Origin of the sequence: Balneola sp. EhC07, assembly GCF_001650905.1 — a bacterium.
In the GTDB taxonomy this organism is placed as follows: domain Bacteria; phylum Bacteroidota; class Rhodothermia; order Balneolales; family Balneolaceae; genus Balneola.
The window spans coordinates 36,819-50,076 of record NZ_LXYG01000014.1; the positions used below are offsets into that span (position 1 = coordinate 36,819).

Sequence of the window (13,258 nt, forward strand, 5' to 3'; positions counted from 1 at the left end):
CTTCAGCTCAAGCTCTTGACCAATACATCCACAACCTGGTCGATCTCCTCTTTTGTGATCACAAGAGGAGGTACAATTCGTATCACATTTCCACCGGCTGCATTTGAAAGAACCCGATGTTCAAACATTTTTTCTACTACCGGTCTGGCAGGTTGATTGAGTTCTACACCGATCATCAATCCAAGTCCGCGGACATCTACTACAGAATTCAAATGAGCAGTTTTCTTTCTGATGAGATTCATCATGTATTCACCTTTTTCAGCAGCATGTTCACAGATATTATCCATTTCTATGGTTTTAAGGCAGGCATTGCCAACGGCACAAGCAAAAGGGTTGCCACCAAAAGTAGTTCCATGGTTTCCAAAGGAAAGGGCAGAGGCAACTCCTTCTTTCGCCATTACCGCTCCAATTGGAATTCCACCAGCCAGAGCCTTAGCAGAAGCAACCACATCCGGTTTGACATCAAAATGCTGATAACAGAAGAACTTCCCTGTTCGACCAACGCCGGTCTGAACTTCATCGATAATGAGCAGGATGTTCTTGTCATCACAAAGTTGTCGGACTTTCTTCAGAAACTCTCCATCAATTACATGGACGCCACTATTTCCCTGAATCAATTCAAAAGCAATAGCAATGGTTTGATCATCTACTGCATTTTCAAGAGCTTCAAAATCGTTGTATGGTGATTGAATAAATCCCGGAGGTAACGGCTCAAAATCTTCCTGATAAACCGGCTTACTCATGGTGATGGTAGTTACTGACCGACCGTGAAAGCCATCACTTAACGAAATTATATTTCCTGATTTTCCATTTTTCTTACCCCATTTACGAGCAAGTTTAATACAAGCTTCCATCGCTTCCATTCCGCTATTACAGAGGAATACTCGATCCAATCCGGATAAATAAGCCAATCGTTCTATAAACTCACTTTGTGGTTCTGTATAATAGAAATTAGAAACATGAAGTAATTTTTCAGCTTGATCTTTAATAGCTGAGACTATAGCAGGATGACAATGCCCAAGATTATTTACCGCAATTCCACCTAAAATATCCAGATATGCATTCCCTTCTGTATCCCACACTTTGGTTCCCAAGCCACGATCAATAGTGATAGGATATCTGCTATATACCTGAAAATGGTGCTTCTTCTCGAGTTCTTGAGCGTGATTCATGTAGATTTTTTAAATAGAAGTTAAGATGCGGTATAATAATGAGCTTCTAAGAATTTAGTTGCAGGAGATACATCTTTCTTGTCCTTTTTTAACTCTTTTAAAATTCCGCCAATGGTTATTCTTTTTTCAGGAAGTATTTCAGCATCTCTGGAGTGAGCGATTAAAAAAGTTTCCGAAGAATTTTCATCTCTTAATTCATACACGTTATAATGGTCAATAATGGGGATCATAGTGAAGGTGGTAACTTTTCCGGTCATGATCGGGATCATAATAAAACCATTGAAATCTGACTTTGATTCTAAAAACTTCGGAATTCCTTCTAAAATCGCATTTTGAGAAAGAACTCCTTTTTTTGTCGCTTCTGATGGTAACAAATACTGAGCGGAGTATTTCTTAATAGCAGACTTTAAATCAGAAGACAAGGTTTTAAGTATTTCTTTTCTTGAAAGCTCCGTAAGATTTGCTAGTGATAATTCTAAATAGAGAACCATTTTTTGCTTGTCAGACATAATCCCGGCTACTTTTCCAAGTTCAGCAGAATTAATTTCTCCATCGTTAGCTTTGGTAATCAGGTTATAAAACCTGCCACCATTATCTAAAACAGTAAGAGCCTCCTGGGTAGAGTTGAAAGGAGTAATTTGTTTCATAAGATTATTAAAAGATCAGTTATTGCCATTATCCATATCCGAATGAATAAGCCATTTCCCATCAATATTTTTCAGAGTCAGTGTGTATTTGCCCATATCTTTAACTCTGGAACCATAAGTATATCCACCAATGATATAAGCTAAATTTCCCTGAACAGAATAATCATAAGCCCTCAGGACAAGATCTCCACCACCCGCATTTTCGTAAGAAGTTTGGATATTTTCTCTGCCTTTCACAAGATCGTAGCCCGGACGTAGAATAAATCCATCTTCAGTAAAAAGAGAAGCCAATGCTTTTGCGTCACTGTTTTTCCAATGCGTTTCGTAGTTGGTGAGAACCACTTTTAATTCGGCTGGGAGTTCAATTTCCTGAATGGTTTGAGCTTGAACCGATGCAACAGACATAATGATTAAAGCTAAACACAAAGTTAGAATTCGATGATACTTCATATGATCAGATTCGTTTTATAAAACCGAATCTAATCAATATTCGTTAGTCCAACAATGGTTTAATTGACTGATTATTTATTTAAGTAATTAAAAATTTACCAATCAATAGGTCTGTAATCTTTTAAGAATTTACCACACCAATGTTTGCCTGTGTTAATTCCATTAAACAGAGGATCTAACACTCTGGCCGCACCATCAACGATATCAAGTGGCGGCTGAAAGTCATGGACTTCTTCTTTTCGTTTTGCTAACTCAGCCGGATCCTCATCTGTTACCCAGCCGGTATCAACTGCATTCATGTAAATGCCGTATTTAGCGAAATCAGAAGCTGAAGTATGGGTCATCATATTTAGAGCCGCTTTTGCCATGTTGGTATGGGGATGGCGGTCTTCTTTATGCCAGCGATGGAATTTTCCTTCCATTGCAGAAACATTGATGATATGTTTCTGACCTGTGTCTTCTTTTTTCATCAAAGATGATAAACGATTACACAACACAAACGGCGCAACTGAATTGACCAGCTGAACTTCTAACATTTCGTTAGTATGAATTTCACCCAGTTTTAATCTCCAGCTGTTGGTTTTGCGAAGATCCACTTGCTGTAAATCTGCATCCAGTTTTCCCTGAGGAAATACCTCTTCAGCTGTTAAAGAATTGTCTATGCTGTACGGAATTTGAGAGAGTTTAGCAGATGCCCGAAGTCCAATTCCCAGTTGTTTTCCATGCCAGGTTACCGGGAGGTTTTTATTCTGTCCGTCTTCAAATCTGGAGCTCAATGATTGTAATTCTTTCAAACATGCATCATGATCAGAGAGCAATTCCTGAGCAAGCGGAGGAAGTTCGGAAAACGAGCGTTCTTCGTTTGGCATTAAATGTTGGTAGAAACCTGCCGGACGTCGAACCGTTTGTGCAGCATTATTGATAAGCACATCCAGCCGATCGTATTCCTGTTCGATGAAATTGCAGAAGATCACCACACTTGGAATATGACGAAGATCCAGCCCATGAATTTTGAGGCGATGTCCCCATTTCTGAAAATCATCTTCTTTAGCATACCGAAGTGCTGAATCTACTGGAAAGCGAGTCGTTGCAATTACGGTCGCTCCGGCGCGTAGCATCATCAAAGTAATGTGGTAGCCGATTTTGAGTCGCGAGCCTGTTACAAGAGCAACCTGATCAGTTAGATCAGCAGATTGGAACCTTTTGGCGTAATTGAAATCGCCACAGCCTTTACACATCGTATCATAAAAATGATGCAGATTGTGAAAGATTTCTTTACAAACATAGCAGTTACGCGGAGATTCTAACGGAATTTCTTTCTCCGTTTCCTTCCCAGTTAGACCAATCATTTTGGGAGCTTCAAAAACTACAGCTTCTCGGGCACTTCTAATTCCTGTGGAATTTCGAGCGTGGCGATCTTTCTCTTTTAGTTTTCTCTTATTTGCTCGCTTAGCATCTTTCTTCCTCTTTCTGAATTCCTCTCTACTTGGTCGGGATAATTTCCCAGCCGCCATGATAAGTTCAAGCCTTTTATCCTTTTCAATTTCAAAGATTTGATTCGGATCCTCAGTTAATGTTTCCAGAACGGAAATACACAGATCGATCTCTTCCTGACTTAATTTTTTTTCTTCTTCGATGTGGGTTTCTTCCTTCCAAATTTATATTAAAAACAAAGGTACGGAATAGTTAAGAGAGTGGAGTAATTGATTCTAATATTCTTGTCTAAATTTATTGAAGTATCAAAGTGGTGAAAGTTACATAGTGACAGAGTTGCAAAGTAGTCAAGAAACCAACTTTGAAGCTCTGTCACTAAAAACACTTTGTCACTTCTTAAACCAACTCCAACCCAATTCTTCCGCGTTCCAGATCCAGTTTTGTGATTTCTACATTGATGATATCACCGACTCCAACAACATCATGAGGATCTTCGACTTTCTTGGTTTTGCTCATGCTTGAAATATGAAGCAATCCATCTTGTTTTACACCGATATCCACAAAAGCACCGAAATCAACTACATTGCGTACGGTTCCTTGTAATTTCTGTCCTTCTTTGAGGTCTTCCATCTTTACAACATCGGTTCGTAAAATTGGTTTTTGAAGGGATTCTCTTGGATCACGTCCCGGCTTCTGAAGATTCTCGATGATGAGTTCCAGAGTAGGTTCGCCAATTCCCAGTTGTTCAGCAACTTGTTTGGTGTTCAAATTCCCAAGCTTTGACGCGATCTTATCTTTTTGTGAAGACAAATTCTCCAGATCTATACCAAACAGATTACAGAGCTTTTCAGCGGCTTCATAACTTTCAGGGTGAATGGCGGTATTATCCAACGGATTCTTTGACTCCGGAATACGCATAAATCCTGCTGCCTGTTGAAAACGAAATTCTCCCACACCTTCAATTTCTTTGATTTCGTTTCTGGATGTAAAGATTCCAGAAGTTTCTCGCTGTTTAACTATTGCTTCAGCAACTCGCTTTCCCAAACCGGAAATATGAGTTAGGAGTGGAGCACTAGCGGTATTAAGATTTACCCCCACTTCATTCACACAACTTTCAACTACATCGTCCAGTTTCCCTGAAAGTTGATTCTGGTTTACATCATGCTGATATAAACCTACACCAATTGATTTCGGGTCGATCTTCACCAATTCTGCCAAAGGATCCTGAACCCTTCGGGCGATGGAAATATTTCCACGTTGTGCGGCATCCAGATCAGGAAATTCATCTCTGGCGATTTTGGAAGCAGAGTACACTGAAGCTCCGGCTTCATTCACGATCAAATAACTGACATCAGCGCCACTTTTTTGGATGTAATCTGCTACAAATTGTTCAGCCTCACGACTTCCGGTTCCATTGCCAATCGCAATGAGTTCGACATTATGTTTTTCGATCAACTTTCCCAGAACAATCTCAGATTCAGCGATCTTATTTTGTGGAGGAGTAGGGTAGATGGTGGTTCCGTCCAGATATTTTCCGGTTCCGTCAACTACTGCCAATTTACACCCTGATCTGTAAGCAGGATCTAATCCAAGAACGATCTTCTTTTCCAAAGGCGGTTGCATTAACAGGTTTCCAAGATTGGTTGCAAACGTTTCAATAGCATGTTCGTCAGCTTGATCTGTAAGTGCGTTTCTCAATTCCCGCTCTAAAGAAGGAGAGAGCAATCTTTTAAAAGCATCTTCAACAGCATCCTGAATGCGTTCCGTAAAAATACTCATATCATTGGTGATCACTATGTCGTCCATGGTTTCGAGTGTGCGTTCTTCCCAAACCTCTGTGCTCACGAATAATACATTTTCTCTTTCACCACGATTTATTGCCAGAATCTGATAGGGTTTTAAACGATCTACTTTGGCAGCGAATTCATAATAATCTTCAAAGTTGGTACGCTCTTTTACCGTAGGATTTTTCTTTGTCTTGATAGTAGCGTGCTTCATAAAAATATCACGCAGTTTTTCTCTCACTTCAAGGTGTTCGTTGATCCACTCTGCAACAATATCGTTTGCTCCCTGCCACACATCTTCCGGAGTTTCTACTTCTTTTTCTTTGTTGATGTACTCTTTGGCATAATCATCAGGATTTCCGGCTTCGATTTCCTGATCCCAAATAAGTTGAGCCAATGGCTCCAATCCTTTTTCTTTAGCTTTGTCGCCACGGGTTTTACGCTTTTGCTTGTACGGTAGATACAAGTCTTCCAATACCGTAAGATCAGTACAAGCTTTTATTTGAGCTTCCAGTTCAGGAGTGAGTTTTTCCTGTTCTTTAATGGATTTAAGAATGGTTTCTTTTCTTGAAGCCAGTGTTTTCTGAAATTCCAATGCATCACGTACATCTCTGAGTTGTTCTTCATCCAAGCCTCCGGTGGCTTCTTTACGATAGCGCGCAAGAAAAGGAATAGTTGCTCCTTCATCGATAAAACCGGCTACCGTGCTAATTTGTTTAGCTGAGATTTTGAGGTCTTCAGAAATTCGTGCAAAAATTTGGGTATTGGTCATTCTTTAGAAAACTTTTTGGTTGATTAAATTCCAAAAATAGGAAGTTTTTCATCTAATATTCGAATTCTTATTGCTTAATTCTGAAATAATCATTAATCTAATACAGATATTAGAATATGAATATTAGAATTAATGTTTTTAATCACTTTATTCACATAATCTTCATATTCGAAATCTAATTTTAGGTAAGCACTTAGATAGATTGATCAATCTTCAATGTGACGTTTTTCAATAATGAAAACCTTTAACCCAAAAGGAGTTACTCATGAAGATTTTAGCCATAATACTAATCGGGTTTTTAACCAGCTTTTCTGTAAAAGCTCAATCAGCGTACACTCTTGATACAGAGAGTAGCACTATTCTAATCAAAGGAACTTCATCCTTGCATGATTGGGAGGCTAACGCCGAAGCTTTTGAAGCTAAATTGACTACACAGTTAAATGAAGAAAACCCGATCGTTTCTATTAATGATCTCATTTTTAAAGTAGATGTAAAATCCATCAATAGTGGAAAAGGAGTGATGGATAAGAAAATTTATTCAGCTTTGGATGAAGATAAACATCCACAAATACTTTTCAATTTAGCAGAAATTACCACTATGTCTGAAGACTCTATATCTGCAAAGGGAATATTAAATATTGCCGGAAAAGATCGAGAGATCGTTTTAAAGGCAAGCTACTCAATCGCTATCGACCAGAGTTTAATAATTAGCGGAACTAAAAAACTACTAATGACGGACTTTGGCGTCAAGCCTCCAAAAGCCATGCTTGGAACCTTGAAAACCGGAGATGAAGTAGAAATAGTATTCAATGTAATCCTCAGTAAAAACTAATCAAACCATAACAAAATCTAATTTCACAGCCATGAAAGCTTTAACCAAAAACACAACATTTGTAATTGTAATGTCTCTTTTCGCAGGAGTTAGCGTAATGGGGCAAGCAAAGAAAAACCTTCAAAACTTTAGAAGTGTTGATAAATCTGGAATCAATGTATTTGAAGCTCCGAAGACTCCAAACACTGAGTTTGATGGTCTTTATGTTTGGGTTGGAGGTGATTTCGCTCTTCAATTCCAAGGGTTAACCCAAACCAACTCAGGGGATTCTTTAGCAGATATCAGTTCTAATTTTAACTTGCCAACTGCCAATCTAAATATAGATGTACAACTTGAAAAAGGGTTGAGAATGCATTTGAGAACCTACTTATCATCTCGTCATCATACCGAAGCGTATGTGAAAGGAGGTTATATGCAGATAGACAATCTTGATTTTATTCAAGAAGGCTTACTATCAGAGTTGATGGAAAGTGTTCGTATTAAAGTTGGTATGGATCAGATCAATTACGGTGATGCTCAGTTCAGAAGAAGCGACAATGCATCAGCATTATATAATCCATTTGTAGGAAACTATATTATGGATTCTTTCACCACAGAACCATTCATGGAAGTCACTGTGCTAAATTCAGGCTTCATTGGAGTAATAGGTGCAACTAACGGTAGATTGAACCAAAGTGTAGCCTCAACTGATGATGGTTTTGTAGTCTTCGGTAAACTAGGATTTGATATTCAGCCACAAGAAGATCTCAGACTTCGATTAACAGGTTCACTTTATAATAGTTCAGATAAGGGAACCAGAGATTACATCTACGGCGGAGACCGAGCAGGTTCCCGATACTATGCCGTTGCTGAAGGAAGTGACTTCTCAGGCAGATTCAACCCCAGATATGCTTACCAAACCGCATTCCAAATTAACCCATTTGTTAAGTATCAAGGTCTTGAGTTCTTTGGCTTAATAGAACAAGTTAATAATGGTGCCGATGCAGGTGGTGGGTTCACTCAACTGGGTGGAGAGTTAATTTACCGATTCGGAGCTGACGAGAACGTCTATTTGGGAGGTAGATATAATACGGTTACAGGAGAACAAACTGATGCAGCTTCAGAAATTGAAATATCAAGAATCAATTTTGGCGGCGGCTGGTTTTTAACCGAAAATGTTCTTACAAAATTAGAATATGTGAAACAAAGTTATGATGGTGATGGCTATAACGGGTCACTCTATCAAGGTGCTGAATTTAGCGGAATTATGGTTGAAGCAGTGATTAGCTTCTAAGTAATGACAGATAAAGAGATCAAAAAAGGTGAGTCGTGAAACACTCACCTTTTTTTATATGGTTTTTAAAAGCAATTCGAATTTAATGGTTAATTCATCCCGAACTTTTATTAATCCTAGTAGTGCTCTTGGTGGGGTAATATTAAAGTCTGACATTGTTAACTTTTGTTCTCCTTCAATTTTAATGAGCCCATTTTCTAAATAAGAAGATGTGAATTCTAATTCGAAGATCTTTTCTGAGCCAGCTAAAGAGATGAGTACATTTACTTCTTTTAAAAGCCTATTAGACTGCTTAAAACTAATCAGGCTTATATCTATGGATGGATATTCATCACTTTTTAAAGAACTACGAAAGTCTTTATTGATACCTCTTTTGCCACAGTCAAAATTTTCTATTTTTAATTTAAGTGTATCACCTGATACTTTTATTATTCCTTGATCTAAAGTCAGGTAATGTGAAAGTGTATCAATTCGAAAATCATTGTCATATAAACATTCAAAATCAGTTACATTAGAAGTCCCAAGAATGCTTAACTTACTTTCATTCATAATTGTTGACTTGATCGCAACAATTTCCTGAGCATTTATTTCCCCTGAAAATGAACAAGCAAGGTAAAAAAACAGAATTATATACTTTATAAGTTTAGTCGGAATAGATCTTTGGATCACATTTTTAAAATCTTCATTCATAAGATAAAAGTACTCACTCAATTAACAGAACTTCAACTCAAATGAATATTAATTTTCTACTAGAAGCGGCAATAGAAATTGCAAGGCTTGGCGGTGAACATACGCTCAAATATTTTAAGAAGGATTTTGATGTAATTAGTAAAGAAGATGATTCTCCGGTTACCATTGCTGACAGAGAAACAGAACAGCTTATGAGAGCTGAGATCCAAAAACGGTTTCCTGGTCACGGAATCATTGGTGAGGAATTCGGTAAAACAAATGAAGAAAGCAATATTCAATGGGTTTTAGATCCAATCGACGGAACCAAATCTTTCATTCACGGAATCCCATTTTACACAACACTCGTTGGAGTGATGATCGACAACGAACCTGTTGTTGGGGTGATCAATTGTCCGGCGTTAAATGAACTATGTGCAGCAGGAATTGGTGAAGGCGTATTTTTTAATGGTGAACCGTGCAAAATGAGAGAAACACGATCTCTGGAAGATGCAACTGTGTTGGTAACCGAGATCAATCGCTTTAACAGAATGGGAATGCAGACACAGTTTCAGGAACTTTTAGATAAAACCAAGATACATCGTACCTGGGGCGATGCTTACGGGCATATGATGGTGGCAACCGGACGAGCAGAAATTATGATCGACCCAATTTTAAGTATCTGGGATGCAGCGGCATTGCTTCCGGTTATGAAAGAAGCAGGAGGTATGTTCAGTGATTTTGACGGCAAGGAAACCATCCATACCGGAAACGGATTTTCTACCAACAAGCATTTATATCCGTTAGTAAAAGAAATTTTTGAAGGATGTAGTTAGATACAATTGGTCATCCTGAACTTGTTTCAGGATCTTACGATTCGATTTGAAGCTTTGATAAAAATCGAAATAATTTTAAGAGAAATACCTCTACAAAGATCCCGAAATAAATTCGGGATGACGTAGATTTTAGAATATTTTTTAAACAGCATTATTAAATGAAATCAATAAAACTTAGTTCTTATCTAAGCCTAGTTATTCTCCTCATCACAGGTGCACAGGATTGCACAGTTGAAGTGTGGGATTATGAACAAAATCCGAAGCTCACTTATGATTTCAATCATCTGGATCTGGATATGACCATTGATCCTGTGAACGAAACGGTAAAAGGAGTAGCAATTTACAGCATCAGCGCTAAAATCCCTGCACAAACAGAAGTGATACTACATGCTGCTGCCCTGGAAATAGATGCAGTTACATTTGATGGTACTGAGAAGGAGTTTTTAGTCTCAGGAGGTTCGCTGATCATTGATCTGGCTGACACTTTAAGCATGACAAACGAGTCTGAATTGGCAATTACCTGGCAAGGAAGATCAATCTACGGAACGCATAAAGATCGTTTTGGTACGATGTGGTCAAGTTTGAATCCTAAAACACAAAGGCATTGGCTACCGGTATTCGATCATCCGAGAGTCGCATTTTCTGTGGATGCCGATATTACCATTCCTGCAAATTTAGATGTGGTTTTTAATGGAAACTTAGTCTCCGATCAAGTAACATCTGCAGATACCAAAACAGTAAGCTGGAAGGTAGATACTGCTATTCCGGCTACAGGACTTAATTTTGCAGTTGGGAAGTTCGAATCTTCTGAAGCACAATCCGGGATCAATAAAGTGAGAGTTTTTGGTGAAACAGGAGTTGTTACTGCTGAAGAAATTCAGGAAATATTATCTGAAGCGATTCGAAGTAAACGAGTTCTGGAAAATGAGCTGTCGTTTGAATACCCTTGGGAAGCTTTGAACGTCGTTGTTTTGGAAGATAATTTTTGGGATGAAAAAACTGATGCAGCCGGAGTGATCTATCTGGCTAAAAACAGAGGAGCTTTAAAAACTCAACTTCAACGAGGACTCGTTGCTCAATGGTTTGGTCAATATCAGCGCACTGAGAATGTAACTTCTCAATATGAGGTTTTTGAGCTCATCCGAAAGTCAGCGTTTAATATTTCCGGTTTCGAATCTAAAGAAATTGGGAATAGTGATAGTTTGTTTAGCTTATCAATATGGAACGAACTAATCAAATGCTGTGAAATTGAAGATCCTTTTCTAAAGAATAATATAGAGCAGTCACTTGCCGGATTGATCAGGAAAGAGTCAGGTGTTGTTTCCGGATCGTTCTATAAAGACTATTGGTATGAACAAACAGGTATTCCATTTCACCTGATCGATTTCGAAGCTTATAAAGAATCAGAAATACCTGACAACCAAAAACCGGTTTATGGATTAGATTTAGAATTCGATGAGATCAACTCCACAGTTACTGCCTACTTTACAAATTTATCAGGAAGTGGGGAAGATCTGCAAAGCCTGGATATGACAGTACTTACTTTTGATGACAGCACTACTTCAGAAGTTACTTTCACCGGAGAAAGAGATTCTGTGAAAATAGCAGTGCCTGCAACGGTTGAGTATGTCAGATTCGGCTCGGGAAGTACAGATATTGCGGAAATAGGATTCGGAAGATTTCCGGTTATGTTTTTGTTGGCACAATTGAGAAGTAGCAATGTTGAAGACAGAAGAGTAGCAGCTGGTTTATTAAGCTATCATACAGATAATCCCGATCTGCAATTAGCCTTGAAAGATGCACTCAATGCAGAAACTGATGTGCAAACTAAAGCGAATCTATTAAGCACCTTAGGAGCGTTCACAGCCGGTGCTACGGGAACCGAGATCCAGTTTATGCAGGAAGTAAACAGTGATCATGAAGAAATTCAGATAGCCGCTTTAGAAGCACTTTCAAACTATATAGAAGATGAAAATGTACCCGGAGTGATTCAGCAAAAAATGGAGCGAACATCATCTGATGAAGTATTTACAGTGGCGAAAACAAGCTTTTTGGAAGTTGCGGATCATCCGAGAAAGATATCAGCAACAAGGAGAATGATCCGAATTGATACGACCGGTGCTCGTTCGTTGTCATTGCTTAAGGAGATTATTTCTACAGATACAACAAATCAGTCACAGCAAATTGCTGAAGAACTGATTTCGACTGAGTTTCCATACTCTACGCGAATCGGAGCATTGAATTTATTGCTTGAACATGTTGAAGATGGCGATTACTGGGGGAGTAAGATCGTAGAGCTTTCAAGTGATTTCGATCCAAGAATAAGATTAAAAGTACTAGAAGGTTTGGAGTTTTTATCTGAAACAGATGCTGAAAATATTGTAGATGCTGTGATGATTTCGGAATTTGATCTAAGGATTTTGATGAGCGGTGAGGAATTATAGAGTTAAGAATTCAAAATTAAGAATGGGAATAAGTAGTTTGCTTTACTTCCTATTCTTAATTTTAATTCCTTGGACACATGTGTGAGATCTGAAGGGTGTGACTAAAAGAGCGGCTGTTTTAACGCGGGATAAATCCCTTTCTAGTGTACTTGATTCTAATCTGAGTTCCGGCAACATTCCTGACAAGTTTATCAAAGTAGAATTCAATCCGTTTAAACTCTCAATATCAGAAAATACGGATTAACTTTTAAATCAGATTAGAAGGATATTCGGTTTTTAGGGGTGTCAGCTATATATTTTACTGGGTATTTACCATTCTAATGTTCCAATATTAATTTCGATGTAATCGAAATTCGAGTCAGATTTCGCTTGAAAATTATCCTTATTTACAGCAAGTTTAAATTTTCTTGTAGAACCTTCCGAAATTAAAACAAATTTATAGCTTTTATTTTCTCCAATAAAAAAATCATTTATTATTTTTTCTACACTTAAGCAAAATATTGAACTCAGGTGAGATTTGAACTTTTTTTTAAAATTATTTTGATAGGCATCTATTTCAATTTTTGAATGAATTATTTCTTCAGCTTCATAACCCGCTAAATTATAGGTATGAGGTACTTTTATTATCACTTTAGAAGAATCAGAAATTTCAACTCTTTCTAAAACACCTGTGAATTGATATAAAACAATACAATCAGCTTGCGAATAACCCAACATTGGTAAAAGTGTTAATGTAAATAGGATGCAAGATTTTTTGAACATTAGAAATGGGTTTAAAAATTAATTGAATGTATAGGAATTGGATAGTTATGACAAAACTAAATCTCCATTTTAAGGGAGACCGATCGAGCAATTGTGTGAGATCAGAAGGATGTTATGTAGTTTCTGAGCTGGTAAACTTCACAACATCCTCCGTCCGCAAGTCGGCAGACACCTCCTTTGAAGGAG

At 38.0% G+C, this 13,258-nt stretch carries 11 protein-coding genes; 4 read left to right on the forward strand and 7 right to left on the reverse strand.

Going from position 1 to position 13,258, the window contains the following annotated elements:
- Window positions 1-2 precede the first annotated feature (2 nt).
- The 5 genes from A8B79_RS05505 to A8B79_RS05525 form a co-directional block, all read right to left on the reverse strand.
- Entirely contained in the window at window positions 3-1,172 is a 1,170-nt protein-coding gene (locus tag A8B79_RS05505) for an aspartate aminotransferase family protein (RefSeq protein WP_066219172.1), read from the reverse strand.
- A 20-nt stretch (window positions 1,173-1,192) separates the two neighbouring features.
- The gene (locus A8B79_RS15935; RefSeq protein WP_082894072.1) at window positions 1,193-1,819 is read right to left on the reverse strand and encodes a hypothetical protein; all 627 of its coding nucleotides are present in this window, start codon (window positions 1,817-1,819) and stop codon (window positions 1,193-1,195) included.
- 15 nt (window positions 1,820-1,834) lie between these two features.
- On the reverse strand, window positions 1,835-2,224 hold the full coding sequence (locus A8B79_RS05515; protein ID WP_153038360.1) for a YybH family protein: 390 nt from the start codon (window positions 2,222-2,224) through the stop codon (window positions 1,835-1,837).
- 140 nt (window positions 2,225-2,364) lie between these two features.
- Window positions 2,365-3,783, reverse strand: a complete 1,419-nt coding sequence (locus A8B79_RS05520) for an SDR family NAD(P)-dependent oxidoreductase (RefSeq protein ID WP_201118471.1) — start codon at window positions 3,781-3,783, stop codon at window positions 2,365-2,367.
- A gap of 316 nt (window positions 3,784-4,099) precedes the next feature.
- The gene (locus A8B79_RS05525; protein WP_066219181.1) at window positions 4,100-6,259 is read right to left on the reverse strand and encodes a Tex family protein; all 2,160 of its coding nucleotides are present in this window, start codon (window positions 6,257-6,259) and stop codon (window positions 4,100-4,102) included.
- 265 nt (window positions 6,260-6,524) lie between these two features.
- On the opposite strand from A8B79_RS05525, the gene A8B79_RS05530 reads away from it, so the two are divergent.
- Both A8B79_RS05530 and A8B79_RS05535 read left to right on the forward strand, forming a co-directional pair.
- Window positions 6,525-7,091, forward strand: coding sequence for a YceI family protein (locus tag A8B79_RS05530; RefSeq protein WP_066219185.1), 567 nt, complete (start codon window positions 6,525-6,527; stop codon window positions 7,089-7,091).
- 31 nt (window positions 7,092-7,122) lie between these two features.
- Window positions 7,123-8,364, forward strand: a complete 1,242-nt coding sequence (locus tag A8B79_RS05535) for a hypothetical protein (RefSeq protein ID WP_066219188.1) — start codon at window positions 7,123-7,125, stop codon at window positions 8,362-8,364.
- Between the two features lie 54 nt (window positions 8,365-8,418).
- Here A8B79_RS05535 and A8B79_RS05540 read toward each other — a convergent pair whose 3' ends face one another.
- Window positions 8,419-9,054: a YceI family protein gene (locus A8B79_RS05540; protein WP_066219191.1), complete on the reverse strand. Its 636-nt coding sequence runs from the start codon at window positions 9,052-9,054 to the stop codon at window positions 8,419-8,421.
- Between the two features lie 41 nt (window positions 9,055-9,095).
- Between A8B79_RS05540 and hisN the strand changes: the two genes are divergently transcribed.
- Window positions 9,096-9,866: a histidinol-phosphatase gene (hisN, locus tag A8B79_RS05545; RefSeq protein WP_066219194.1), complete on the forward strand. Its 771-nt coding sequence runs from the start codon at window positions 9,096-9,098 to the stop codon at window positions 9,864-9,866.
- A 158-nt stretch (window positions 9,867-10,024) separates the two neighbouring features.
- Window positions 10,025-12,310, forward strand: coding sequence for a M1 family metallopeptidase (locus A8B79_RS05550; protein ID WP_066219196.1), 2,286 nt, complete (start codon window positions 10,025-10,027; stop codon window positions 12,308-12,310).
- Between the two features lie 309 nt (window positions 12,311-12,619).
- Here the strand turns inward: A8B79_RS05550 and A8B79_RS05555 are convergent, their stop codons facing one another.
- Window positions 12,620-13,027 (reverse strand): hypothetical protein, encoded by a 408-nt coding sequence (locus A8B79_RS05555; RefSeq protein ID WP_066219199.1) that lies wholly within the window; start codon window positions 13,025-13,027, stop codon window positions 12,620-12,622.
- Window positions 13,028-13,258 lie beyond the last annotated feature (231 nt).

Bases quoted from the DNA above. Each gene is read 5' to 3' on its own strand.
- A8B79_RS05515 (WP_153038360.1), bottom strand. From the start codon at position 2,224: ATGTCTGTTGCATCGGTTCAAGCTCAAACCATTCAGGAAATTGAACTC.
- A8B79_RS05535 (WP_066219188.1), top strand. From the start codon at position 7,123: ATGAAAGCTTTAACCAAAAACACAACATTTGTAATTGTAATGTCTCTT.
- A8B79_RS05525 (WP_066219181.1), bottom strand. From the start codon at position 6,259: ATGACCAATACCCAAATTTTTGCACGAATTTCTGAAGACCTCAAAATC.
- A8B79_RS05505 (WP_066219172.1), bottom strand. From the start codon at position 1,172: ATGAATCACGCTCAAGAACTCGAGAAGAAGCACCATTTTCAGGTATAT.
- A8B79_RS05540 (WP_066219191.1), bottom strand. From the start codon at position 9,054: ATGAATGAAGATTTTAAAAATGTGATCCAAAGATCTATTCCGACTAAA.
- A8B79_RS05520 (WP_201118471.1), bottom strand. From the start codon at position 3,783: ATGGCGGCTGGGAAATTATCCCGACCAAGTAGAGAGGAATTCAGAAAG.
- A8B79_RS05555 (WP_066219199.1), bottom strand. From the start codon at position 13,027: ATGTTGGGTTATTCGCAAGCTGATTGTATTGTTTTATATCAATTCACA.
- A8B79_RS05530 (WP_066219185.1), top strand. From the start codon at position 6,525: ATGAAGATTTTAGCCATAATACTAATCGGGTTTTTAACCAGCTTTTCT.
- A8B79_RS05550 (WP_066219196.1), top strand. From the start codon at position 10,025: ATGAAATCAATAAAACTTAGTTCTTATCTAAGCCTAGTTATTCTCCTC.
- hisN (WP_066219194.1), top strand. From the start codon at position 9,096: ATGAATATTAATTTTCTACTAGAAGCGGCAATAGAAATTGCAAGGCTT.
- A8B79_RS15935 (WP_082894072.1), bottom strand. From the start codon at position 1,819: ATGAAACAAATTACTCCTTTCAACTCTACCCAGGAGGCTCTTACTGTT.